Annotated in this window: 24 protein-coding genes and 1 pseudogene; 12 read left to right on the top strand and 13 right to left on the bottom strand. The window is 67.0% G+C overall.

Annotated features, from left to right (window positions below; all coding sequences use genetic code 11):
- Positions 1-17: 17 nt before the first annotated feature.
- On the top strand, positions 18-404 hold the full coding sequence (locus tag DBV14_RS25445; protein ID WP_124463363.1) for a DUF4150 domain-containing protein: 387 nt from the start codon (positions 18-20) through the stop codon (positions 402-404).
- Positions 405-419: 15 nt separating this feature from the next.
- Here DBV14_RS25445 and DBV14_RS25440 read toward each other — a convergent pair whose 3' ends face one another.
- The 7 genes from DBV14_RS25440 to DBV14_RS25410 form a co-directional block, all read right to left on the bottom strand.
- Positions 420-1,406, bottom strand: coding sequence for a tripartite tricarboxylate transporter substrate binding protein (locus DBV14_RS25440; protein WP_124463361.1), 987 nt, complete (start codon positions 1,404-1,406; stop codon positions 420-422).
- Between the two features lie 117 nt (positions 1,407-1,523).
- The gene (locus tag DBV14_RS25435) at positions 1,524-2,618 is read right to left on the bottom strand and encodes a phospholipase (RefSeq protein ID WP_124463359.1); all 1,095 of its coding nucleotides are present in this window, start codon (positions 2,616-2,618) and stop codon (positions 1,524-1,526) included.
- A complete protein-coding gene (locus DBV14_RS25430) occupies positions 2,615-3,028 on the bottom strand; it encodes a type II toxin-antitoxin system VapC family toxin (RefSeq protein ID WP_124463357.1) in 414 nt (137 codons plus the stop codon). The genes DBV14_RS25435 and DBV14_RS25430 overlap by 4 nt, the downstream gene beginning before the upstream one ends.
- A gap of 8 nt (positions 3,029-3,036) precedes the next feature.
- On the bottom strand, positions 3,037-3,294 hold the full coding sequence (locus DBV14_RS25425) for a type II toxin-antitoxin system Phd/YefM family antitoxin (protein ID WP_124463355.1): 258 nt from the start codon (positions 3,292-3,294) through the stop codon (positions 3,037-3,039).
- Positions 3,295-3,359: 65 nt separating this feature from the next.
- Entirely contained in the window at positions 3,360-5,735 is a 2,376-nt protein-coding gene (locus tag DBV14_RS25420; RefSeq protein WP_124463353.1) for a Tex family protein, read from the bottom strand.
- Between the two features lie 80 nt (positions 5,736-5,815).
- Positions 5,816-6,808 (bottom strand): sensor histidine kinase, encoded by a 993-nt coding sequence (locus DBV14_RS25415; protein WP_124463351.1) that lies wholly within the window; start codon positions 6,806-6,808, stop codon positions 5,816-5,818.
- Positions 6,809-6,816: 8 nt separating this feature from the next.
- On the bottom strand, positions 6,817-7,611 hold the full coding sequence (locus DBV14_RS25410) for a response regulator transcription factor (protein ID WP_124463349.1): 795 nt from the start codon (positions 7,609-7,611) through the stop codon (positions 6,817-6,819).
- 381 nt (positions 7,612-7,992) lie between these two features.
- On the opposite strand from DBV14_RS25410, the gene DBV14_RS25405 reads away from it, so the two are divergent.
- From DBV14_RS25405 to DBV14_RS25370, 8 genes are all read left to right on the top strand, one after another.
- Positions 7,993-8,682, top strand: a complete 690-nt coding sequence (locus DBV14_RS25405; RefSeq protein WP_124463347.1) for a hypothetical protein — start codon at positions 7,993-7,995, stop codon at positions 8,680-8,682.
- Positions 8,683-8,758: 76 nt separating this feature from the next.
- On the top strand, positions 8,759-9,718 hold the full coding sequence (locus DBV14_RS25400) for a hypothetical protein (protein WP_124463346.1): 960 nt from the start codon (positions 8,759-8,761) through the stop codon (positions 9,716-9,718).
- A gap of 13 nt (positions 9,719-9,731) precedes the next feature.
- Entirely contained in the window at positions 9,732-10,079 is a 348-nt protein-coding gene (locus DBV14_RS25395) for a hypothetical protein (RefSeq protein ID WP_260397227.1), read from the top strand.
- 67 nt (positions 10,080-10,146) lie between these two features.
- Positions 10,147-10,653: a hypothetical protein gene (locus DBV14_RS25390; protein ID WP_124463344.1), complete on the top strand. Its 507-nt coding sequence runs from the start codon at positions 10,147-10,149 to the stop codon at positions 10,651-10,653.
- Positions 10,654-10,710: 57 nt separating this feature from the next.
- The gene (locus DBV14_RS25385) at positions 10,711-11,073 is read left to right on the top strand and encodes a GIY-YIG nuclease family protein (RefSeq protein WP_124463342.1); all 363 of its coding nucleotides are present in this window, start codon (positions 10,711-10,713) and stop codon (positions 11,071-11,073) included.
- On the top strand, positions 11,070-11,510 hold the full coding sequence (locus DBV14_RS25380; RefSeq protein WP_124463340.1) for a MarR family winged helix-turn-helix transcriptional regulator: 441 nt from the start codon (positions 11,070-11,072) through the stop codon (positions 11,508-11,510). The genes DBV14_RS25385 and DBV14_RS25380 overlap by 4 nt, the downstream gene beginning before the upstream one ends.
- A gap of 63 nt (positions 11,511-11,573) precedes the next feature.
- Positions 11,574-12,155 (top strand): DUF2239 family protein, encoded by a 582-nt coding sequence (locus DBV14_RS25375; protein WP_124463338.1) that lies wholly within the window; start codon positions 11,574-11,576, stop codon positions 12,153-12,155.
- Positions 12,152-13,594: an MATE family efflux transporter gene (locus DBV14_RS25370; protein ID WP_124463336.1), complete on the top strand. Its 1,443-nt coding sequence runs from the start codon at positions 12,152-12,154 to the stop codon at positions 13,592-13,594. Before DBV14_RS25375 ends, DBV14_RS25370 begins: the two co-directional genes overlap by 4 nt.
- Positions 13,595-13,619: 25 nt before the next feature.
- On the opposite strand, the gene DBV14_RS25365 is transcribed toward DBV14_RS25370, so the two are convergent.
- Positions 13,620-14,096 (bottom strand): VOC family protein, encoded by a 477-nt coding sequence (locus DBV14_RS25365; protein ID WP_124463334.1) that lies wholly within the window; start codon positions 14,094-14,096, stop codon positions 13,620-13,622.
- 320 nt (positions 14,097-14,416) lie between these two features.
- On the opposite strand from DBV14_RS25365, the gene DBV14_RS25360 reads away from it, so the two are divergent.
- Positions 14,417-15,628, top strand: coding sequence for a serine hydrolase (locus DBV14_RS25360; RefSeq protein ID WP_260397228.1), 1,212 nt, complete (start codon positions 14,417-14,419; stop codon positions 15,626-15,628).
- Positions 15,629-15,688: 60 nt separating this feature from the next.
- Positions 15,689-15,850 (top strand): annotated as a pseudogene (locus DBV14_RS34035) (MerR family DNA-binding protein); the annotation flags it as partial.
- A 3-nt stretch (positions 15,851-15,853) separates the two neighbouring features.
- Here DBV14_RS34035 and DBV14_RS34030 read toward each other — a convergent pair.
- The 5 genes from DBV14_RS34030 to DBV14_RS25330 are packed head-to-tail and all read right to left on the bottom strand — an operon-like array spanning position 15,854 to position 21,801.
- The gene (locus DBV14_RS34030; RefSeq protein ID WP_260397226.1) at positions 15,854-16,675 is read right to left on the bottom strand and encodes an amidohydrolase; all 822 of its coding nucleotides are present in this window, start codon (positions 16,673-16,675) and stop codon (positions 15,854-15,856) included.
- Between the two features lie 40 nt (positions 16,676-16,715).
- The gene (locus DBV14_RS25345; protein ID WP_124463325.1) at positions 16,716-17,717 is read right to left on the bottom strand and encodes a hydroxyacid dehydrogenase; all 1,002 of its coding nucleotides are present in this window, start codon (positions 17,715-17,717) and stop codon (positions 16,716-16,718) included.
- Positions 17,718-17,764: 47 nt separating this feature from the next.
- A complete protein-coding gene (locus DBV14_RS25340; protein WP_124463323.1) occupies positions 17,765-18,805 on the bottom strand; it encodes a LacI family DNA-binding transcriptional regulator in 1,041 nt (346 codons plus the stop codon).
- Between the two features lie 45 nt (positions 18,806-18,850).
- A complete protein-coding gene (locus DBV14_RS25335) occupies positions 18,851-20,761 on the bottom strand; it encodes a TRAP transporter large permease subunit (protein ID WP_124463321.1) in 1,911 nt (636 codons plus the stop codon).
- Positions 20,762-20,766: 5 nt separating this feature from the next.
- Positions 20,767-21,801 (bottom strand): TRAP transporter substrate-binding protein, encoded by a 1,035-nt coding sequence (locus DBV14_RS25330; protein WP_124463319.1) that lies wholly within the window; start codon positions 21,799-21,801, stop codon positions 20,767-20,769.
- A 147-nt stretch (positions 21,802-21,948) separates the two neighbouring features.
- Here DBV14_RS25330 and DBV14_RS25325 point away from each other — a divergent pair, with 147 nt between their 5' ends.
- The gene (locus DBV14_RS25325) at positions 21,949-22,488 is read left to right on the top strand and encodes an HD domain-containing protein (protein ID WP_260397225.1); all 540 of its coding nucleotides are present in this window, start codon (positions 21,949-21,951) and stop codon (positions 22,486-22,488) included.
- Positions 22,489-22,547: the final 59 nt, after the last annotated feature.

Below are 22,547 nucleotides of genomic sequence, written 5' to 3'. Positions count from 1 at the left end.
AAGGAAGGAACCGCACGATGTTTGCCAACTGCCAGTTGATGGGCCTGGACCTGGCCTTTCCAGACGTCTGCAAGACGCCGCCGGCCATTCCCATCCCCTACCCCAACATCGCGCTCGGCCCGACCGCGATTCCCAACGCCTGGAACATTCTTTTCATGTGCGCGCCGGCGCACAACCTGGCCACCGTCACGCCGCTCACCAACGGCGACAACGCCGGCGTGACGCTGGGCGTGATCTCTCCGTCGGTGATGGGGCCGTCGCGCCACGTCACGGGCTCGTTCACCGTGCTGCTCAAGGGCAGCCCGGCCACGCGCATGACCAGTCTTTCGGTGCAGAACCGCAGCAACGCGCTGGGCATGCGGATCGTGCCGAGCCAGTTCAAGGTGCTGATGCTGGCGCCCTGACGAAGACCGTACCGGCTACTCCGCCTTCACTCCCGCCGTGCGGATGACCTTGCCCCACTTGGCCGTCTCGGCGGTGATGAAGGCATCGAATTCCTCCGGCGTGCTGCCAGCCGGAATGGTGCCCATGGCATCGAGCCTGGCGCGCGTCTCGTCGCTCCTGATGATGCGCGCCACCTCTTCCGACATGCGCTTGACGATGTCGCGCGGCGTGCCCGACGGCGCCAGCATGCCGGCCCAGGTGCTGCCGGTGAAGCCTGCAAAGCCCTGTTCGATGAAGGTCGGCACGTCGGGCACGGCCGGCAGGCGCTTGTCGCCCGCCACGCCGATCAGCCGCACCTTGCCCGCCTTGGCCTGGTTGATGAGGCCCGTGGGCGCATCGAAGAACAACTGGATCTGCCCACCCATCAGGTCGGTCAGCGCGGGCACCGCGCCTCGGTACGGGATGTGGATCATGTAGGTCTGCGTGAGCGACTTCCACAGCTCGGTCGTCAGGTGCGCGGCCGAGCCGTTGCCCGACGAGCCGAAGCTCACCTTGCCGGGGTTGGCCTTCGCGTAGTCGATGAGTTCGCGCGCGGTCTTGAAAGGCGCGTTGATGCTGACCGCCGCGAGCAAGGGCGAAATACCCATCAGCGAAACGCCGGACAGGTCCTTCTGCGGGTCGTAGGGCAGCTTGGGGTACAGCGTGGTGTTGGCGGCATACGCGGCGATGACGACACCGAAGGTGGTGCCATCGGGTGCCGCCTTGGCGATGGCGTCGACGCCGATCAGGCTGTTGGCGCCTGGCTTGTTGTCAATCAGCACCGGCTGGCCCAGCCGCGCCTGCAGGCCGACCTGCACCAGCCGCGCCATCTGGTCGGTGAAGCCGCCCGGCGTGTAGGGCACGACGATGCGGATCGGCTTGTTCGGCCAGGCGCTTTGCGCGAACGACGGCAAGGCAAGGCTGGCGGCGGCAGTGGCGGTAGCGAGCGTGAAACGGCGGCGTGACAGCGTGGCGTGAGGCATGGTGGCTGGGTTCCCTATGGCTTCTGAATGGACCGGACCATTCTCGAAGCGCCACCTGCAACGCCCGTCAGGGTTTGCCCGCCGGCCGGGGCGCGTGCGTGCTCGCTCGCTCGCTGCTCAGAGCGGAAGCACTTCGGGCACGCGCCCGCTGCTGCCATCGGCGAGCCATTCCTCGAACTCGTCCGACAGCCGCTGCGCCTCGCGCGTGGCGCGGGTCCAGGCGGTGATGCGCGCCTGCGCATCGTTGGCGAAATGGATGAAGTCCTTGCGGTCGGGCAGCTTGCCGTGGGGCAGCGACTTCACCCACTCGGGGTCGGGCGCCAGCACCACCATGCGATCGAGAAAGCCGGTGGACTTGTGGCGCCAGCGCAGGCCCTTGTCGAGCCAGCCCGGCACCACCGCCTGCTGGAAGTGCGGGTACAGCACGATGCCGTCATCGGCCCCGTCGTGGGCGGACTGGTAGTCCAGGTGCAGGTGGTAGTCGGTAATGCCGCCGTCCCAGTAGGCACCGCGCGGCGCGCCCGGAATGTCGTGCACCGCCGCCAGCAGGAACGGAATGGAGCAGGAGGCCTGCAGCACCATGTTGAAGTTGGCCTCGCTCAACGCGTGCTGGCGCGTGCGGAAGTCTTTCGTGCCGAAAGGCAAGGTGGCGCCGGGCGTGGAGAACACGCAGCGCTCCAGCCACGCGCCCAGGCTCTTGCGGTGCAGGCTGTTGGTGGCAAAGGCGCCCAGGTAGCCGAACGGCGTGCGCGCCCTGCCCTCGCGCCCGAGGATGTGGCGGCCACGCGAGGTCACCACGTGCAGGCGGTAGCGCGGGTGGTCCAGCACCTCAGCAATGCGCCCGCCGTAGAAGTCTTCCAGGCTTTGCGCAAAGCGCTCGCTCAGTTGGTGCGGGCTGAGCCGCTTCTGCCCCGGCGGCACCTCGAACTGCTGGCGCACGTAGTCGTGCTCGAAGCGCTGGAAGGCGGTTTCCGGGTCCGACAGGCAGGCCGTCGACAACCGCCAGGCACCGATCGACGCGCCCACCAGGTGCACCTGCTGGCTCGACTGCGTGAGCCAGCGCCCGAAGATGAAACGGTCGAGCGGCCCGAGGATCAGGCCCTTGGGCCCGCCCGCCGCGCCGGGAATGGTGCGGATGTCCTGTGGACGCAGGCCGTTCTGCTCGATGTGCTTGCGGGCCGCGGGGCCGGCGTAGATGCGCAGTGCTTTCATTTTGCGACTGGCTCGAAGGGGTTGAAGACGCCGACACCGAAGCTGGCGAAGTCAGCCAAGTTGCGGGTCACGACGATCAGGTCGTGCTGTTTTGCGGTGGCGGCGATCATTGCGTCTTCGTACAGCGTGTTCGAACTGCGATGCATGAGCTTTGCCCACAGCCTGAAGGTTTCCGCATCCATGGGCAGCACGTTGTATGACTCGGCGACCAGCGCAGCCCACTGCTCGATCTCGTCGGCCTTGGCGGCATCCTGGTCGCGGGTCATTTCGATGCCGGCCTGGATTTCTCCCAGCGTGACCGCCGAGAGGTGCAGATTGCTGTCGGCGATGGGCGTGAGCCACGCAATGACCGCGCCATGAGGCCGGGGCCGGCGCAGTTCCGAGATGACGTTGGTGTCCAGAAGGTACATGCCGTCCCTCAGCGAACCGGCGTGATGCGCCGCCTGCGGGCGGCGCCCCGCTCAGGAACCAGAAACTCGGTGCGGGCCTGAGGAGAAAGCAGGAGTTCCTTGAGCGATGGCCTGGCGGATGCATGCAGCCGCCTCCATTCCGCAGCCGGCACCAGCACGGCGGCCTCGGCCCCGCGCTTGGTGACCATCTGCGGCCCGTCGTTGAGACAGGCCTCGAGAAATTCGCTGAAGCGCGCTTTCGCGTCTTGTACCGGCCAGGTTTTCATTGCAGCCACCCATCAGACTAGTTTGATGACTAGTTTAACGGCTTGGCTGCAATCCTGCCGGGGAGCTACTTGCGCAACCCCTGCAGCTTGGCGAACGCGCTGGCCATCTGGCCCGCGGGCTGCGGCGAGTTGTCGCGGCGCGGTTGCTGCTGCTGGCCGCGGCCGGCACCCTCGAAGCGGTTGTCGCGCGGGCCGTCGCGGCGCGCGGGCGCCGCATCGAGCTTCATCGACAGGCCGATGCGCTTGCGCGCCACGTCCACTTCCATCACCTTGACCTTGACGATGTCGCCGGTCTTGACGACTTCGCGGGCGTCGTTGACGAACTTGTGGCTCAGCTGGCTCACGTGCACCAGGCCGTCCTGGTGCACGCCCAGGTCGATGAAAGCGCCGAACTGGGCCACGTTGCTCACGGTGCCTTCGAGGATCATTCCCTCGACCAGGTCCTTGATGTCGTCCACGCCGTCGTTGAAGCGCGCCACCTTGAAGTCGGGGCGCGGGTCGCGGCCGGGCTTCTCGAGTTCGCCCAGGATGTCCTTGACCGTGATGACGCCAAATTTTTCGTTGGCGAACAGCTCGGGCTTCAGGGTCTTGAGCATGTCGGCGCGGCCCATCAGCTCGGCAATCGGCTTGCCGGTCTTGACGATGATCTGCTCGACCAGCGGATAGGTCTCGGGGTGCACGCCGGTCACGTCGAGCGGGTCGGTGCCGCCGCGGATGCGCAGGAAGCCCGCGCTCTGCTCGAAGGCCTTGGGGCCGAAGCCGGTCACGTCGAGCAGCTGCTTGCGGGTGGCAAAGGCGCCGTTCGACTCGCGCCAGCGCACCACCGCCTTGGCCACGCTGGCCGACAGGCCGGAAACGCGGCTGAGCAACGGCACGCTGGCCGTGTTGAGGTCCACGCCCACCGAGTTCACGCAGTCTTCGACCACGGTGTGCAGCGTGCGCGTGAGCTCGCTCTGGTTCACGTCGTGCTGGTACTGGCCCACGCCGATGCTCTTGGGGTCGATCTTCACGAGCTCGGCCAGCGGGTCTTGCAAACGGCGCGCAATGGAGGCGGCGCCGCGCAGGCTCACGTCGACGTCGGGCATTTCCTGCGAGGCGAATTCGCTGGCCGAGTACACCGAAGCGCCGGCTTCGCTGACGACGACCTTGTCGACCTTCATTTCGGGCGCGCCGGCCTGCTCGGCCATCTTGGCGAGCAGCTTGATGAGGTCGGCAGCCAGCTTGTCGGTCTCGCGGCTGGCGGTGCCGTTGCCGATGGCGATGAGGTTCACGCCGTGCTTGGCGCACAGCTTGCCCAGCGTGTGCAGCGAGCCTTCCCAGTCCTTGCGCGGTTCGTGCGGGAACACGGTGGCGGTTTCGACCAGCTTGCCAGTCGAATCGACCACGGCCACCTTCACGCCGGTGCGGATGCCGGGGTCGAGCCCCATCACCACGCGCGGGCCGGCGGGCGCGGCCAGCAGCAGGTCGCGCAGGTTGTCGGCAAACACCTTGATGGCCACCTTCTCGGCTTCTTCGCGCAGGCGGGTGAACAGGTCGCGCTCGGTCGACAGCGCCAGCTTCACGCGCCAGGTCCAGGCGACGCACTTGCGGATCAGGTCGTCGGCCGGGCGGGCCGCATGGCTCCAGCCCAGGTGCAGCGCAATGCGGCCTTCGGCCACGCTGGGCTTGCCCGGCTCGGGCTCCACGGGCAGCACCAGCTTGGCGTCGAGGATGTCGAGCGCGCGGCCACGGAACACCGCCAGCGCCCGGTGCGAAGGCACGCGGCCGATGGGTTCGTCGTATTCGAAGTAGTCGCGGAACTTGGCAATGTCGGCGTTGTTTTCGTCCTTGCCGGCCATCAGGCTGGACTTGAGCAGGCCCTCCGCCCAGAGCCATTCGCGCAGGCCTTGCACCAGGCCGGCGTCTTCGGCCCAGCGTTCAGACAAGATGTCGCGCACGCCGTCGAGCACCAGCGGCACGGTCGAGAAATCGGGGCCCGGCTTGCCGTCATCCAGCGTGGTGGCGGGCTGCAGGAAGGCTTTGGCTTCCACGGCCGGGTCGAGCGTGGGGTCGGCCAGCAGCTTGTCGGCCAGCGGCTCGATGCCGAACTCGCGGGCAATCTGGCCCTTGGTGCGGCGCTTCTGCTTGAACGGCAGGTACAGGTCTTCCAGCTCCTGCTTGGTCGGCGCGAATTCGATCGCGGCGCGCAGCTCGGGGGTGAGCTTGCCCTGCTCGTCGATGCTCTTGATGACCGCGGCGCGGCGGTCCTCGAGTTCGCGCAGGTAGGAAAGGCGGGCTTCCAGCTCGCGCAGCTGGATGTCGTCCAGGCCGTCGGTGGCCTCCTTGCGGTAGCGGGCGATGAAGGGAACCGTGGCGCCCCCGTCGAGCAGTTCGACGGCGGCCTTCACCTGATGCTCGCCAACCTTGATTTCGGCGGCGAGCTGGCGAATGATTTTCTGCATGTCTTGAGCGCGTCCCTGGCAAAGCGCGGGAGTTTGCCATAGGCGCGAGCCGGCCCCGTCCGGGTGGTCCGGCGGGCGTGTTACAGCATGCTTTCCGGCTCGGGCGGCAGGCTGGTCGAGGGCGCTGCTTCGCACGGCACCAGCAGGCGGATGCACAGGCCGTGCGGCGCCACGTCCATGACGGCCAGCTCACCCTGCACCGCGTCGGCGCGGGCCCGCATGCTGCGCAGCCCCTTGCCCAGCTGCTCGGGCGACTCGCCGGCCGGCACGGGCAGGCCGCGGCCGTTGTCGCGCACCTCCAGCATCAGCCCCTGCGTACGGCTTTGTGGGCTTTGCGGCCCTTGCGGGCCGAAGCGCAGCTCGACGCGGGTGGCGTGCGAGTGGCGCAGCGCATTCGACAAGGCCTCCTGCGCCACGCGGCAGATCTGCACTGCCGTTTCGGGCGCCAGGGGCCGGGCATGCGCGGTGCCGGACACATGCCATTCCAGCGCGATGCCGAGCCGGTCGAACGCGGGCTGCAGCCGGTAGCGCAGGTGGCCCAGCCGTTCGGCGACGGTGGCGGTGGTCTGGTCGTCCAGGTCGTCCACCGTCATCTGCAGCTCGAGCAGGCAGGCCTGCAGCGCCATCGACAGGCCGCCGGGCTCCGCGGACTTCGGGTCCTGGCTGGCCAGCAGCGCCACCAGCCGGGAGCCCACGCCGTCATGCAGGTCGTTGGCGATGCGGCGGCGTTCCGCCAGAACCGCCTGCAATTGTCGATAACGCGCCACCCGGCGCTGCGAGACGTACCAGATGCTCACGATCATCGCCAGCACCAGCACATTGACGCCTTGCAGGGCCCAGAACGTGACGGGCATGTCGTGCGCCATCACGGTAATGGCCGAGGTGGCCCGGATCACCTGCGCCGTGACCGGCGTCAGGTGCAGCGCGGCCGCGAGTCCGATCCACATGAGCATGCGCCGGCGGGAGATGCGGGGCCACAGCCAGGTCAGCAGCACGCCCCAAGCGGCGATCGACAACCACACGTACTGGTCTTCCAGAAGGTGCGGAAGGTGAAAGACCTGCGGCGTGGGCATGGCATGGCCTACAAGAGACCCCGGTGCGAAGCGAAGCTCACGGCCTGCGCGCGGGTGTGGGCGTGCAGCTTGCGGTAGATGTTCTTGACGTGCGCGTTAACCGTTTGGGCGCTGATGGTGAGCTGCAGCGCGATCTCTTCGGTAACGTACCCTGTCGCTACAAGTCGCAACACTTCGCGCTCCCGTGCCGATAACGTCGCCTTGCTGTCCGGCGGGCGCACCGGGTTCACATTCGAGCGCTTGTGGTCCAGGTGAACCAGCAGCCGGCGGGCCAGCCGCGGGGTGATGGCGGCCCCGCCGTTCACCACCTGCAGCACGGCCTGCGCATAGCTCTGGAACCACGCGTTCTTGACCAGGTAGCCGGAGGCGCCCAGCTCGAAGGCATGCAGCACCTGGGGTTCGTCCTCGAGCGCCGAGATGACGATGATCTCTGCCGCGCTGCGGTGCTTCTTGGCCTCTTCGATCAGTTCGAATCCGCTCCCATCTCCGAGGCGGATGTCGACCATGAGCACGTCGAATTCATGCTGCAGCAACAGGCGCCGCCCTTCGCGCAGGGTACCGGCCTGCCCTTCGAGCTGGATGCGCAGGTCGCCCAGCAATTCCTGGGCGATGACGCGGCGCACGAAGGGGTCGTCGTCAACCAGAAGTACTCGTACCGGCTTGGTCTGCTGGCCGGTCAGGAAATCCGGCCATGGGAGGGTGTCGGCGGACGGCGAAAGCAGGCCGCCGAACTGTCCAGGGTTGGAATATTTCCTAGCCCCGGCTCCGATGTCTGTCAATGAAATGTCGAGATCGCTTTCCATTTCAGCCCCTTTGTGACAAATAAAGCACCGTGTTCGTGAGCAAAAGTTAATTCATTTCTACTCAGATTCCGAGTTTCCGTTTATTTGTTTACTTTGGTTGCATTTTGTTGCTACTGGTCATTGATGTCCATCGAAAGTTGTAGTTTTTGTCACGGTTATCGCAAGCAAAACCGGTTTCCGGTGGGCCGCCGGAACCGCCCAAAGCACGCCTTTCGCCATAGCCTTGCACTACCCAGCACAGGGCATTTTTCCTTTGCCCCTCGACGCAGAAACTGCCTCCCGGTCGTCACGGAAACATTTCATTCCGCGTTCACTGACCGTCAGCTGATGGCCGGATTCCCCGGCAATCGGGTTCGTTTCAACAACTTTCGAGGAAGCATCATGAAGAAGACTCTCATCGCGGTGGCAGTGATCCTGGTTGGCAGCGTTGCTTCGGCAACCAGCACCACCGCCCTTGCAGCGACCAGCACGACAACCGGCTCTTCAAGTTCCGCCGGCTCGGTGGCAGCCAGCTCGGGCACGGGCAGCGCATTGAGCTACAACGCAGCCAATTCCAGCTCCTCGGCCAACGCCAACGCAGCCGGCGGCGCTGTCAGCTTCCCGGGCCTGCGCATCGGCGGCGCAACCGCAAGCGGCTCGGCGACCACCCAGGGCCGCGTGACCAGCGTTGCCGCAACGACCGGCAACGGCCTTGCAGCCGGCGGTGCCAATGCTTCGGCCAACGCAGGCGCAACGGGCAGTGCCAACTACAGCGCGGGCGGCCCCAACTCGGTGAGCGGCAGCGCAGGCGGCACCGCCAACTCCACGACCAACAACACGGCCGCAACGGTCGCGGGTCCTGGCGGCGGCCTGGCCATCGTGACGCGCACTTCGGGCACCACGTCGAACTTCAATGCTTCGTCCGGCGCCATCAACGGCTTCGTGAACGGCACCACGACTTCGGCAACGGCAGGCTCGACCGGCGGCTCCTTCGGCGTGATCAACGCCAGCTTCGGCAACGCAGCCGGCTTCAGCAACGGTGGCGGCACCGGCGGCCTGGGCACGGCTGGCGCAACCGCATCGGCTCCCTGAGCGATACGGCATCGGTTGTTGTTGCACTCAATGGGGAGGGGCTTGCCCCTCCCCGGCATCCAAAGGAGTTGAGAACATGAAAAAACTTATTGTCCTGACCTTGCTGGGCCTGTCCGCGGGCGTCGCCTTGGCGCAAACCACGGCGGGTGGTGCCAACAACCAGTCACAGAGTTCCGCCACCACCTCGGCCCAGGGCAACAGCCAGGCCGTGAACTTCAACACCAACACCCCCGCCGACACGCGGGCAACGCTGAACCAGAACATCAACAACACGGGCGCCACCACACAAACCGTGGACTACCGTGGCAGCTACACCATCAAGAACGTGCCGTCCGTCAACGGCCCGAACCTCACCACCAGCAACGACACCTGCATGGGCAGCACCAGCGCCAGTGCGAACGGCGCCGGCGTGGGCCTGAGCTTCGGCACCACCTGGACCGACGAGCACTGCAAGCGCCTGAAGATGAGCCGCGAGCTCTGGAACAAGGGCATGAAGGCGGCCTCGCTGGCCATGGACTGCATGGACCCCGCGGCCCAGGCGGCGCTGGAGATGACGGGCACCAAATGCCCGCAATCGATGACGGCGGACGAACGCACGAGCGCCTACGGACCGCAGGCGTCGACGGTGGGCGCACCGCAGCCGGTCGCGGCGAAGCCCGCACCGCCGCAGCCCGTGGCGGCAATTGCACCGCCGGTACAGCAGGCGCCGCCAGCACCGCCGGCCCCGGTCGCGATGGTCCAGCCCGCCGCGCCCTTGCCGATGGCCGCCCCCGTGCCCGCGCCTCTGCCGGCACCGGCCGCCCCCATCGCCCAGGCGCCCGCGCCGCAGCCCGTGGTGCAGCCGGCCGCGCAACCGGTGGCCGCCAGCGCCCCGGCGGCCGAAGAGGCCCCGGCCGTGGTCGCGATGCCCGTCGCCAGCGCCTCCGTGGAGGCCATCGACGCGAAAGAGCTCGAGGCAGCCCGCGTGACGCGCCTGCTTTCGGAGCCGGCCGGTGACATCGCGGCGGCGCCGCAGGCCATGGCCGTTTCGCAATGACCGCCGGGAGTCGATGATGACCACCAGGACCGTGCTCCTCTGGATGGCGGCTTGTTGCGTGGCAACGGCTGCGACTGCCGCGGCGGCCGCGCCCCCTTCCGTCGTCGGGCCCAACCTGCGCGTCGAACGGGTGACTTTCGGCAGCGGCCTGCAGAACGCCAGCGGCACCGAGAACGCGCAGCCGGTAGGCGACTACGGCGTGTGGCACGTGCCGCAATACATGCCGGGCTTTCCGACCGCGGCGACCCTGTGGCCGCGCGTCGTCATCCTGCAATGCGTCAGCAACCTGTGCGATGGCTACGAGCTGACACCGGAGCTGGGACGGGGCGAGTACCTGTTCTTCCGGCCGGCCGGCAGGTAGCAGGCGCTCCGGCCCGCACACGGCACCGCGCGGCCTCAAGCGCCGCGCCTTGCCTTACCCTTCGCGCATGACATCCTTCACGCGCGCCCTGCGCACCCTCGTCCGTGCCGTCGGCACCGTGATCCTGGTGCCGCTCCTGCTGTTCGAGGAATGGGGCTGGGGCCCGCTGGCCGCGCTGATGGCGCGGCTGTCGCGCCTGCCCTTGTGGGCGCGCCTGGAAGACTGGCTGCGCGGGTTGCCGCCCTGGGCCGCGCTGCTGGCGTTCTTCGTTCCCATGCTCCTGCTGCTGCCGGTGAAGCTGCTGGCGCTGTTCCTGTTCGGCCGCGGCCATGCCGCCACGGGCGTGACGGTGCTGGTGCTGGCCAAGCTGGTCGGCACGGCCATCGTGGCGCGGATCTTCCAACTGGTCGAAGGCCCGCTCATGCGCATCCCGTGGTTCGCCCGCTGGTATCCGCGCTGGAAAACCTGGAAAGACCATGTGCTGACGCTGGTGCGCCAAAGCCGTCCGTGGCGCGTGGTGCGGGCGCTCAACCGGCGCATCGCCCGAGGATGGCGACGACTGCGCGAAGGATGATCTTATTTTTACCCGGGTATATTGCCAGTCCAATTTAACCCGGGTAATATTTGAGGCATGAACCTGCCTCAAGAAACGCGGCGAGAACTCGCCCGGAAATACAAGGAAAGCGTGCGCCCGGCGGGCGTCTTCGTCATCCGCAACCTGCTGGACGGCCGTGTGTACGTGGCGGGCAGCCTGGACGTCGACGGCGCCATGAACCGCGCCCGCTTCGAGCTGAACCTGCGCTCACACCGCAACAAGGCGCTGGGACGCGACTGGCTGGCACATGGCGCGGCGCACTTCAGCTTCGAGGTGATCGACCGCGTGAAAGAGCGCGACGACCCCGCCTTCGACCGCGTGGCCGAACTCGAAAAGCTGCTCGAGCTGTGGCGCGAAGAACTCCAGTGCACCGGCGACAAGGGCTACAACACGCCATGAGCACCACCGCACTGGACTTCTGCCTCGACCTGGGCCGCGCCCACGCCAGCCTGAGCCTGAAACTCAACGAAGACCTGGGCGCCTTCCACGGCCTGGACTACGAAGACTTCACCCTGCTCCACCTGCTGCTGCGCGCCGGCAACGGCGGCATGCCGATGGCCGGGCTCGCGCACACGCTGGGGTTGCCAATGTCGGCACTCGTCCGCAAGATGGTGTTGCTCGAAAAGACCGGCCTGGCCGAGCGCGTGGCGGGACCGGATGGCGACACCCGGCGCCATGCGGCCATTCGCGGCGGCGGCAAGAAACTGATGCAGGCCGCCGTCACGACCGTCGAAGCGATCTGTGCCGACGCCGTGAAAACGCTGGATGCGCAACGCCTGCCGGACATCCATGCCGCGCTGCGTGCGCTGTGCGAGCAAGACACGCCGCACGCCTGATCCATTCAGCGGGTAGATTACGCACCTCGTTTCGCCCGGACCCGGAAAAACCAAGAATCCGACATGCCCTCCGACACCCCTGCGCCGCCTCTCAATCTCATTGTTTTCGCTGGTTTCAAACGCATCGCCCTGGGCAGCACCGCCGACGTGCTGGCGCAGTTGCGCGAGCGCACCGACGACACGCCCTACCTGGTGTTCGACGAACAGACCGGCCAGTTGCTCGACTTCGACGTGCACAACCGCGCCGGCACCGTCACGCCGGCTTCAGGCGCCGAGCCGCATGACGACGCGCCGCGTGGCGTGGGCCGTCCCAAGCTCGGCGTGGTGGCACGCGAAGTCACGCTGCTGCCGCGCCACTGGGACTGGCTCAACCGCCAGCCCGGCGGCGCCTCGGTGGCACTGCGACGGCTGGTGCAGGACGCCAGCCGCGTCAACGCCGACCGCGACGCCGTGCGTGCATCGCGCGAAGCCGCCTACCGTTTCATGACCGCCATCGCCGGCTCGCTGCCCGGCTTCGAGGAAGCCACCCGCGCGCTGTTCGCGGGCGAGCGCAACCGCTTCGAGGCCCTGATCGACGCCTGGCCGCCCGACCTGCGCGGGCACCTTCAAAAATTGTCAGCCGCCGGCTGGAGCACCCCTGCATGAGAGCCTCTCCCGAAACCCCCAGCACCATCGCCGGAGCCCCGAGCGGGACCAGCGGCCCAAGCGGTCTCCAGGGCGTGCCCGTGGCGCCCGTCGGCGCCGCGCGTCCGCTGTGGAAGGTGTTTCTCTTCTTTCTCGCGCCGATGTTGCTCAGCAACATCCTGCAGTCGCTGTCGGGCACGCTGAACAACATCTACGTCGGGCAGATGCTCGGCGTGAGCGCGCTGGCGGCGGTGTCGAGCTTCTTTCCGGTGATGTTCTTCTTCATCGCCTTCATCATCGGGCTGGGTGCCGGTGCGTCGGTGCTCATCGGCCAGGCCTGGGGCGCGCGCGACGTGGCCAAGGTCAAGGCCGTGGCCGGCACCACGCTGTCGGTGGGCATCCTGATGGGCCTGCTGATCGCGGTGTTCGGCGGCGTCTTCACCACGCCGATGCTGGCCATGCTGGGCACGCCGCCCGACGTGCTGGCCGACTCCACGCGCTACGCCCGCATCATGCTTATCGCGATGCCCGGCCTCTTCGTGTTCCTGCTGTCCACAGCCATGCTGCGCGGCGTGGGCGACACCGTCACGCCGCTGTTCACGCTGGTCATCTCGACGCTGGTCGGGCTGGTGGTCACGCCCGCGCTCATTCGCGGCTGGGGCGGCCTGCCGCAACTCGGCGTGGCCAGCGGTGCCTGGGCCACGGTGCTGGCTTTCGTGGTGGCCACAGTGTGGCTGGGCTTCCGGCTGCGCCAGCGCAAGAGCCCGCTGGCGCCCGACGCGGAGTTCATGCGCAACCTGCGCATCCAGCCGCAGTTGCTGAAGGCCGTGCTCAAGATCGGCGTGCCCACCGGCGTGCAGATGATCGTGGTGGCCTTGGCCGAAGTGGTGCTGCTGTCGATGGTCAACAGCTTCGGCTCGAGCGCCACGGCCGCCTACGGCGCGGTGAACCAGGTGGTGGCGTACGTGCAGTTCCCGGCCATCTCGATTGCCATTACCGCGTCGATCCTCGGCGCGCAGGCCATCGGCGCGGGCCGTGCCAACCGGCTCGGCGCCATCGCCAAGACCGCGCTCCTCATGAACCTGGTGCTGACCGGCAGCCTGGTGCTGCTGGGCTACCTGTTCTCGCGCCACCTGATGGGCTTCTTCATCACCAGCGCGCCGGTGATCGAAATTGCGCAGACGCTGCTGCACATCATGCTGTGGAGCCTGGTGCTGTTCGGCATGGCCTCGGCGCTGTCGGGGATCATGCGGGCCAGTGGCTCGGTGCTGGTGCCTACGCTCATTTCGATCGTCTGCATCATCGGCGTCGAAGTGCCGGTGGCCTGGGTCATGAGCCACCGCATCGGGCTGGACGGCATCTGGATTGCCTACCCCGCGACCTTCGGCGCGATGCTGCTGCTGCAGACCGCGTACTACCAGCTGGTGTGGCGCAAGAAGGCCATCCGCAAGCTGGTGTAGCCGCAACGCCTTCGGCGGCTGCGCATCACGCGCCGTCGAAGGCCTTGCGCACCGTGGCGATGTCGAGCTTGACCATCTTCATCATCGCCTCCATGGCGCGTGCGGCCTTGGCCGCGTCCTTGTCCTGGAACATCTCGATCAGGCCCGCGGGCACGACCTGCCACGACACGCCGTAGCGGTCGGTGAGCCAGCCGCACTGCACCGGCTCGCCGCCGCCTTCGAGCAGCTTGTCCCAATAGGTGTCGACCTCGGCCTGCGTCTCGCACCGCAGGTACATCGAGATGGCCGGCGTGAACTTGTACTGCGGCCCCCCGTTGATCACCATGAACTCCTGCCCCTGGAGCTCGAACAACGCGGTGAGCAGCGAGCCCTTCAGGCTGGGGTTGGTGTCGCCCCAGAGCAGTTTGTCGGTCACGCGCGACTCCGGAAAAATCGCGGTGTAGAACTTCAAGGCGTCTTCGCCGTTGCGGTCGAACCAGAGGCAGGGAACGATCTTCTGCATGGGGTCTCCTTTGCTTGAACGATGAACCCGGGAGCCCACCACTATCAAATCGGTGGCGCGCCGTTGTCAAGCCGCGCGGCAGCTGTCAGGGAGAAGTTCGCATGCCTTTGCAGGCGTGCGCGCGGTCCACAATGGCCCGTTCACTTCTCTCCCGTTGCCACACCATGCTCGCCTCGATTCCCTTGAGCTTCAAGCGCCATGCCGTCCTGCTGGCATGCCTCGTGGCAGCAGCCACTTGCACGGCCCACGCGGCCACCGCGACCGACAACACCCCGGCCTTTCCCGATGCCACCGCCAGCGATCCCGCCACGCTCGGCTGGATGACCGGCTCGCCGCCACCCGCCGAGCGCACGCTGCGTTTCGACGACGGCACTTACTTCCAGTTTCCGGCGATGCGCTGGAGCGTGTCGAATTTCCGCCAGCTGATGCCGACGGTGAATGTCTCGCGCGGCCTGGGCGCGCCCGTCGCCCTGCCCTCGGCCTTGCGAAATGACATCGATGCGCTCACGTTCACGCCGCTCGGTGCAACGGAGCCGATGAGCTGGGCGCAGTCGCTCGCCGCCACCTACACCGACGGCATCGTGGTGCTGCACCGCGGGCGCATCGTCTACGAGCGCTACTTCGGCGTGCTGAAGGACGACGGCCAGCACGGCGCCATGTCGGTCACCAAGTCGGTGGTCGGCACGCTGGGCGCGATGCTGGTGGCCGAAGGCAAGCTCGATGCCGGCAACCAGGTGGCCGAGTACGTGCCCGAGCTGGCGAAATCGGCCTTCGGCAACGCCACCGTGCGGCAAGTGCTCGACATGACCACCGGCCTGAAGTTCAGCGAAGACTATGCCGACCCCAAGGCCGAGGTCTGGGCGCACGCGCAGGCCGGCAGCCCGTTGCCCAAGCCCAAGGACTACACCGGCCCGCGCAGCTACTACGAGTTCCTGCAGACCGTGCAGCCCGAAGGAAAGCATGGCGACGGCTTCGGCTACAAGACCGTCAACTCCGACGTGCTGGGCTGGGTGATCGCGCGCGCCACCGGCCGCAACGTGGCGCAACTTCTGTCCGAACGCATCTGGCGCAGGCTCGGCGCCGAGCAGGACGCCTACTTCACCGTCGATTCGATCGGCACGCCGTTTGCCGGCGGCGGCCTGAACACCGGCCTGCGCGACCTCGCGCGCTTCGGCGAAATGCTGCGCAACGACGGCCGCTTCAACGGCCAGCAGATCGTGCCCAAGGCGGCGGTCGACGACATCCGCCGCGGCGGCGACAAGGCCGCGTTCGTCAAGGGCGGCTATCCGCTGCTGCAGGGGTGGAGCTACCGCGACATGTGGTGGGTCACGCACAACGACCACGGTGCCTACATGGCGCGCGGCGTGCACGGCCAGCGCATCTACATCGACCCGAAGGCGCAGATGGTGATCGTGCGCTACGCCTCGCACCCGGTCGCCGGCAACGCGGCCAACGACCCGGTCACGCTGCCGGCGTTCGATGCGCTGGGGCGGCACTTGCTGCGCGCGCAGAGCAGCAGTGCGGCGCGCTGACGATCTGCCGAATCCCCAAATCGCCGATCTCCGCCGCGAGCCGTTGCGAACCGCCGGCTTACCAGCGGTACGTGGCAGCGGCGCTACCCGCGCGCGGTGCTGCGGCGCGTGGCGTTCGTGCGGGTGGCGCAAAGGGTAGGCATTTCGCTTGCCGAGATAGGGAGCGCGCTGGCTACCCTCCCCCCCCGGGCGGCGGCGCCCAGCCGAGAAGACTGGGCGCGGCGCCTAGAACCCGTACAGCGCCGCCGGGTTGTCCACCAGGATGCGGCGGCGCGTGTCGTCGCTGGTGGCCCACGAAAACAGCAGGTCGTACAGCGGCACGTTCTCCGGCACCGGGTTGCGCCCCGGGTGCGGCCAGTTGCTGGCCCATAGGCAGCGCTCGGGAAACCTCTCGGCCAGCGTGCGCGCCAGCAAGCTGACGTCGTCGTAGCCCGGCGCGCCGGTCTTCGAGGTTTCGTACGGTGCCGAAAGCTTGATCCACACGCGGCCCGAATCGAGCACGCGCAACAGCGACTGGAACGACGGATGCGACGGTGCCACCGGCTCCAGGAACTTGCCGTTGTGGTCGAGCACCAGCCGGCACGGCAGGCGCTTGAGCACCTCTTCGTGCTCGGGCATGGTGCGGCCGTCGAGCTGCAGGTTGACCATCCATTCGGCGTTGGCCAGGCGCGCGGCCATCGGTTCGAGCGACGCCCAGGCCAGCACGCCGCCGATCATCATGTAGCGCACGCCGCGCATGCCGCCGGCGTGCAGGCGCTCGATTTCGGCATCGGCCACGTCGGGCGCCACCAGCGCGATGCCGCGCGCGGCGTTGCCGAACTGCGCCAGCGCGTCGAGCGTGCAGCTGTTGTCGAAGCCATAGCCGGTCGGCTGCACGACCACGGCGCGGTCGATGCCCAGCGGCTCCTGCACCTGGGCACGGTAGGCCGACACGGGCGAATGCGGCGGCACCCAGGCCACGTTCGGGATCAGCGGAAATCGGTCTTCGTAGATGTGGACGTGGCAGTCGCAGGCGCCGGGGTAGCGCGTGTTCAGGGTAGGTTCCATGGAGCGTCTCTTCGAGTTGTCGTGATGTCGGCCGGATCGATCAGTCGCGGGTGCCGTAGGCCTGCCGCCAGCGCCAGGCCTCAGCCGCATTGACCGCGCCCTTCGGCGCCCTGCCCTGGAAAATCTCGGCCAGCTGCGACACGGTTTCCATCGCCTGGTGCTCCACCGCCGGCGGCGTGAGCCCACCGATGTGCGGCGTGGCGATCACGCGCGGGTGCGCCGCTACGCGCGGCGACGGCATCTGGTCGGGCGCGCGACCCACGTCGAGCGCACAGCCGGCGATGGTGCCGGCGTCGAGCGCGGCAAGCAGCGCGTATTCGTCCACGAGGTTGCCGCGTGCGGCATTGATGAAGAAGGCATGCGGCTGCATCGCGGCGAAGGCCTTCGCGTTCATCAGGTTCTCGGTCGCTTCGGTGGCGGGCGCCAGGCACACCACGAAATCGGAGCGGGCCAGCAACTCGTCGAGGCCGACTTGTTCCAGTTCGGCGCGCCCGGTCGCGGTGTGCGGGTCGTGCACCACCACGCGCATGCCCAGCGCCAGTGCGATGTCGCACAGGTAGCGGCTGATCTGGCCGAAGCCGATAACGCCGAGCGTGCTGCCGCGCAGCTCGCGCCCCATGACCGGCGCCACCGGCTGGCCCGCGTGGTACTGCGCGGTCGATGCGCTGATGTGCCGCCCCAGGTCGATCATGGCGCCGACGATCCACTCGGACACCGACGCGATGAAGCCCGCGCTGGCCTGCGTGACCAGCACGCCATGCCGGCTGGCCGAGGCCAGGTCGATATTGCGGATGTCGATGGCGCAGCGCACGAAGGCTTTCAGCCGCGGCAGCGCGGCGAACAGCGCCTCGTCTCCCACCGTCTGGCGGTACGAAATGATCGCGTCGCAATCGCCGGCCAGCGCCGCCAACTCGTGCGAAGACAGGTCCGTGTCCGTCGGGTTGAAGCGCACCTGTGCGATGGCCTGCAATGCGGCCGTGGCCCGTTCGCCGAAATAGTGGGCGAGCTTGCTTTGCGGATGGCTGACGAAAACCGTGGTCATGAAGAAAAGACTTTGCGCAATGAAAGGGAAGAGAAAGAACGGGAGCGTCAGCCGCGCGGCGGCGCCACCGAATCGCGCGCCACCAGCGTCGGCGGAAACACGAACTCCGAAGTCGGTATAGCCGGATCGGCCAGCCGGCTCATCACCCGCTCGACCATCACCTGCGCCATCTCTGGCACCGGCACGCGCACCGAGGTCATGGCCGGGTGCATGAGCATCGAGAGAAACACGTTGTCGATCCCTATGACCGACACGTCCCGCGGCACCGACAGGCCCGCGTCGCGAAAGCCCGCCATCAGGCCGAAGGCCAGCAGGTCGTTGACGCCGATCACGCCCGTGGGCCGCGTGCTGGAGCGGGCCAGCTGGCTGGCCTGCATGCGGCCCAGTTCGCTCATCATCGAGTCGCCGTATTCGTCGACCGGCAACCCCTCGATGACCTGCGCGCTGCCTTCGAGGCCGGCGCTTTTTGCGGCGGCCAGGAAGCCGTTGATCTTCTCGTTCCGGCTCATGGTGCGGCCCGAGGGCGTGACGAAGGCCAGCCGCCGGTGCCCCTGTTCGATCAGGTGCGCGGTGGCGATGCGCGACGACTCGAAGCTGTCGACCGTCACGTGGTCGATGACCGAAGGCACACCTGGCGTGGCGCGCCGGTCGTAGCTCACCACCACCAGCCCGCGTTCGGCCGCGGCCTCCACATGCTGCTCGTCGATCAACGAAGAAATGATGATCACGCCGCGCACGCCGTGCGCCATCAGGTCCTCGAAGAAATGGGCTTCCTTGTCGGCATCGCGGTAGGTGTTGCCGATCATGATGCGAAAGCCGTAGCGCTCTTGCGCCAGGCTCTCGACCTCGCGCGCAATGAAGCCGTACATCGGGTTGGCCATCGACGGCACCAGCAGCCCGATGAGCGGCGTGTGCCCTGTCTTGAGCTGCCGCGCCGAGGTGTTGGGCCGGTACTTGAGTTCGCGTATCGCGGCTTCCACGCGGGCCAGCGTCTCCTTGGCCATGCGGTCGCCGCGCCCGTTCAACACGTTCGACACGGTGCTGGTCGAAACCCCCGCCCGCTGGGCGACATCGCTGATTCTGCTCACTGAATCTGTCCTGTTCTGTCTGTCTGTTTGTCTCTCATGGATCGCTCAGAGCCCCACGCGCATCGGCAGCCACGTGGAGAACGCCGGCACGAGTACCAGCACCACGAGGGTAACGAACAACACGGCCAGGTATTTCAGCATCGGCCGGGCCACGTCTTTCACCTGCGTGCCGGTGATGGCGCAAGTGGCGAACAGGCCCAGGCCGACCGGCGGCGCGAACAGGCCGAAGCCCATGGCGATGACCATCACCGTGCCGAAGTGCAGCGGGTTCACGCCCAGCTGCGACGCGATGGGCGTGAGCAGCGGGCCGAAGATGATGAGCGCCGGCGCGCCTTCGAGAATGGCGCCGAACACGATCATGATGAGCACCGACAGCATCACGAACATGGTGCTGCCGTACGAATGCGCAAAGCCGATCATGAACTCCGACAGGTACTGCGGAATCTGCTGGATCGTGAGCGCAAAAGACAGGCTCGACGCCGCCGCCACGATGAACAGGATGCCGCCAGCCATCGACGCCGAGCGCACGAACAGCCGCGCCACCGACTTCACCGTGAGCTCGCGAAACGCCAGCCAGCCCACCACCAGCGCGTAGATCACCGCAAACGACGACACCTCGGTCGAGGTCGCGATGCCCGAGGTCACGCCCTTGCCGATCATCGCCACCATCACCAGTGCGACCAGCGCGCCGCCGAGCAGGCGGAACATCGGCGTGCGCACGTCGAAGGCTTCGTCGGGGTTGATCTTGGTGCCCACGTAGATGGTTACCGCGGCCAGCGACACCGCCAGCACCACCGCGGGAACGAGCCCTGCCATGAACAGCCCGGCAATCGAGATGTTGGCCACGAAGCCCATGATGATCATGTTGATGCACGGCGGAATGGTCTCGGCCATGACCGCGGTGCAGGCCAGCAGGCCGGCGGTTTCGTTCGGGTCCTGCTTGGTCTTGCGCACCGCCGGCATGATGATGCCGCCCACCGCAGCGATGTCGGCCAGCTTGGAACCCGACACGCCCGAAAAGAAAGCCGTGGCCATGATGGTGATCAGCCCCAGCCCGCCGCGCAGCCGGCCGAACATGCGCAGCAGCAGTTCGATGAGCCGCGACGACATGCCGTTCGCCTCCATCAGCAGGCCGGCCAGCACGAAGAACGGAATGGCCAGCAGCACATAGTGGTCGGTGCCGGCCATCACCTGTTGCGAATACACCAGCATCGGCAGCGACGGGTCGGCCATGAAGAACACCAGCGACGACAGCGCCAGCACGAAGGCGATGGGCATGCCCAGCACCATGCCGCCCAGGAAGCCCGCGGTAAGCAGCGCCCATGGCGGAATGGCGTGGGCGCTCATGAGCGTGTTCCAGGCCACCACCGCCGCCGTCAGTGCAATGCCCACGCCCAGCGTCGCCCAGACCATGCGCGACGGTCCGTTGACCGCGTTGGCCAGGCCGAACAGCGTCATGAACAGGCTGCCGATGGCCACCGGGTACACGTAGATCCACTGCGGCAGGCCGATAGGCGTCGTCATGTTGTACGAGTCGAGCAGCAGCTCGCACGACGAGGCAAACAGGCTGGCGGACACGGCCACGATGATCCAGCTGCCGAACTGGATCAGCGCGGGCTGCCAGCGTTCGGGCAGCAGCCCGCGGAACAGGTCGACGCCCACGTGCTGGCTGCGCGCCAGCACCGTGGCCGCGCCGAAGAACACCTGGATGATCATCAGCGCGCGCGCCACCTCTTCCGCCCAGTCGAACGGGTCGTGCAGGAAGTAGCGGAACACCACCGAGATGAAGACCACCACCACGTCGACGGCCAGCACCACGCCGGCCAGGTACTCGGTCATGCGCATCAGCCACGCCAGCCAGCGCCCCGAGGCATGGCTGACATTGAAGCCCGGCGCGTGGGACAGTGCGATCGGGTCCATTGGCGCGGCTCCCGGCGATATCGAAAGGCTGGCCATGATGCTCAGGCGCGCGCGGCGGTGATGGCGGCAAACAGCGGTCCGGTTTCCGGGTACTGCTTGGCGAAGGCGGACCACAGGCGCGTTTCCATTTCCTTGCGCACCTGGTCGCGTTCGTTCTTTGCCATGGGCGTGAACGCGATGCCCAGCTTCTTGAGTTCCTCGATGGCCTGCAGGCCTTTTTGCGTACCGATCTCGCGCTGCTGCAACGTCGAGTCGGCGGCCGCCTTCAAGAATGCCGGGCGCAACTCGGCGGGAATCTTGTCCATGGCGCGCTTGCCGGCAATGCACACCATCGGGCTGAACAGGTGCTCGGTCATCCAGCAGTGCTTGACGACCTCGTTCAGCTTGCTAGCCAGCACCGTCGCCGCGTCGTGCTCGAAGCCGTCGACCACGCCCGTCTGCGCCGCCATGTACAGCTCGCCGAACGAAATGGGCGTGGGAATCGCGCCCATGATCTTGAACGTCTCGATGAAGGCCGGCGTGGGCAGCACCCGCAGCTTGACGTTCTTGATGTCGGCCAGCGACTTCACCGGCAGCTTGGTGTACACGTTGCGCGCGCCGTAGTGCGCGCCCCAGGTAATGACCTGGCAGCCCGTGCTCTTGACCAGCATGTCGTTGAGCTTGCCGCCCACCCCGCCGTCGAGCGCGCGGGCCGCGTGCTCGTAGCTGTCGAACACGTAGCCCAGGTCGAGCATGCCCAGTTGCGGCGTGACCGTGGCCCAGATCGACGAGCCCGTGAGCATCATGTCGATGGAGCCCACCTTCACCTGCTGCACCACGTCGCTTTCTTTCCCGAGCTGGTTGTTCGGAAAGTAGTCGATGCGGATCTGGTCGCCCACCGCTTTCTTCAGGTTGACCTGCATCAGTTGCGACCAGGCGAAGTGCGAGGAATTGAGGTCGGCCACATGGGACGACGACAGGCGCAGCACCACGGTCTTGCCCTGTGCGGCGGCATTCTGCGAAAGGCCCGCCGTGGCCATCGCAAGCGACAGCGCCGACGATGACTGGACGAACTGGCGGCGTGAAATCGGGGTCATGGTGTTGTCTCCTGTGGGTCGATTGCCCATTTGTGGCTCGTTTGGTGGAACGATTTACTGTATCGATACACAAGAATGCGGGCAAGGCGGTTCTGGTAGGTGTTTTCCTTCGTAAACGAGGTAAAGCCGCCCGGCCGCAAAGGCAGAATGGAAAAAACCCAACGCACGCTCATGACCACACCGACGCCAGCAGCAGCCGCCCGCGCCTACGCCATCGAAATGCATGGCGACCAGAAGTACGGTGACCACCCGTACGTGCACCACCTGGACGCGGTGGTGGCCCTGCTTCAGCCGTATGGCGCGGGGGCGCAGGTGGTTGGCTATTTGCACGACGTGGTGGAGGACACGGACGCCACGGTGTCCGAGGTGCAGGAGCGCTTCGGCGACCTGGTGGCCCGTTGTGTGTCGCTGCTGACGGACGCGCCGGGTGACAACCGCAAGGAGCGCAAGGCGAAGACTTATGCGGCGCTGGCGCTGGTGACTGGCGACGAAGAACTGGCGCTTGTGGTGAAGGCGGCGGACCGGTTGGCGAATGTGCGGGCCTGCGTGGCGGACGGGCATCGCACGTTGTGGGAGACGTATCGCGGGGAGCACCCGACGTTTCGGGCCGCTGCGTTTCGTGCGGGGCAGTGCGATGCGCTGTGGGCTGAGCTTGATCGGCTGCTGTTGGAGTGGCCTGCGTCTTAGGACGCTGTGTTTGCGCTGTCTGTGCGGGTGCGGGGTCGTTCTTGGTTTGTGCGACTGAC

Origin of the sequence: Variovorax sp. KBW07, assembly GCF_003852515.1 — a bacterium.
GTDB lineage: Bacteria > Pseudomonadota > Gammaproteobacteria > Burkholderiales > Burkholderiaceae_C > Variovorax.
This window is presented reverse-complemented; position numbering and strand designations above follow the sequence as displayed.

Coding starts and splice junctions, on each gene's coding strand:
- DBV14_RS25445 (WP_124463363.1), top strand. CDS start 18: ATGTTTGCCAACTGCCAGTTGATGGGCCTGGACCTGGCCTTTCCAGAC.
- DBV14_RS25440 (WP_124463361.1), bottom strand. CDS start 1,406: ATGCCTCACGCCACGCTGTCACGCCGCCGTTTCACGCTCGCTACCGCC.
- DBV14_RS25435 (WP_124463359.1), bottom strand. CDS start 2,618: ATGAAAGCACTGCGCATCTACGCCGGCCCCGCGGCCCGCAAGCACATC.
- DBV14_RS25430 (WP_124463357.1), bottom strand. CDS start 3,028: ATGTACCTTCTGGACACCAACGTCATCTCGGAACTGCGCCGGCCCCGG.
- DBV14_RS25425 (WP_124463355.1), bottom strand. CDS start 3,294: ATGAAAACCTGGCCGGTACAAGACGCGAAAGCGCGCTTCAGCGAATTT.
- DBV14_RS25420 (WP_124463353.1), bottom strand. CDS start 5,735: ATGCAGAAAATCATTCGCCAGCTCGCCGCCGAAATCAAGGTTGGCGAG.
- DBV14_RS25415 (WP_124463351.1), bottom strand. CDS start 6,808: ATGCCCACGCCGCAGGTCTTTCACCTTCCGCACCTTCTGGAAGACCAG.
- DBV14_RS25410 (WP_124463349.1), bottom strand. CDS start 7,611: ATGGAAAGCGATCTCGACATTTCATTGACAGACATCGGAGCCGGGGCT.
- DBV14_RS25405 (WP_124463347.1), top strand. CDS start 7,993: ATGAAGAAGACTCTCATCGCGGTGGCAGTGATCCTGGTTGGCAGCGTT.
- DBV14_RS25400 (WP_124463346.1), top strand. CDS start 8,759: ATGAAAAAACTTATTGTCCTGACCTTGCTGGGCCTGTCCGCGGGCGTC.
- DBV14_RS25395 (WP_260397227.1), top strand. CDS start 9,732: ATGATGACCACCAGGACCGTGCTCCTCTGGATGGCGGCTTGTTGCGTG.
- DBV14_RS25390 (WP_124463344.1), top strand. CDS start 10,147: ATGACATCCTTCACGCGCGCCCTGCGCACCCTCGTCCGTGCCGTCGGC.
- DBV14_RS25385 (WP_124463342.1), top strand. CDS start 10,711: ATGAACCTGCCTCAAGAAACGCGGCGAGAACTCGCCCGGAAATACAAG.
- DBV14_RS25380 (WP_124463340.1), top strand. CDS start 11,070: ATGAGCACCACCGCACTGGACTTCTGCCTCGACCTGGGCCGCGCCCAC.
- DBV14_RS25375 (WP_124463338.1), top strand. CDS start 11,574: ATGCCCTCCGACACCCCTGCGCCGCCTCTCAATCTCATTGTTTTCGCT.
- DBV14_RS25370 (WP_124463336.1), top strand. CDS start 12,152: ATGAGAGCCTCTCCCGAAACCCCCAGCACCATCGCCGGAGCCCCGAGC.
- DBV14_RS25365 (WP_124463334.1), bottom strand. CDS start 14,096: ATGCAGAAGATCGTTCCCTGCCTCTGGTTCGACCGCAACGGCGAAGAC.
- DBV14_RS25360 (WP_260397228.1), top strand. CDS start 14,417: ATGACCGGCTCGCCGCCACCCGCCGAGCGCACGCTGCGTTTCGACGAC.
- DBV14_RS34030 (WP_260397226.1), bottom strand. CDS start 16,675: ATGGAACCTACCCTGAACACGCGCTACCCCGGCGCCTGCGACTGCCAC.
- DBV14_RS25345 (WP_124463325.1), bottom strand. CDS start 17,717: ATGACCACGGTTTTCGTCAGCCATCCGCAAAGCAAGCTCGCCCACTAT.
- DBV14_RS25335 (WP_124463321.1), bottom strand. CDS start 20,761: ATGGCCAGCCTTTCGATATCGCCGGGAGCCGCGCCAATGGACCCGATC.
- DBV14_RS25330 (WP_124463319.1), bottom strand. CDS start 21,801: ATGACCCCGATTTCACGCCGCCAGTTCGTCCAGTCATCGTCGGCGCTG.
- DBV14_RS25325 (WP_260397225.1), top strand. CDS start 21,949: ATGGAAAAAACCCAACGCACGCTCATGACCACACCGACGCCAGCAGCA.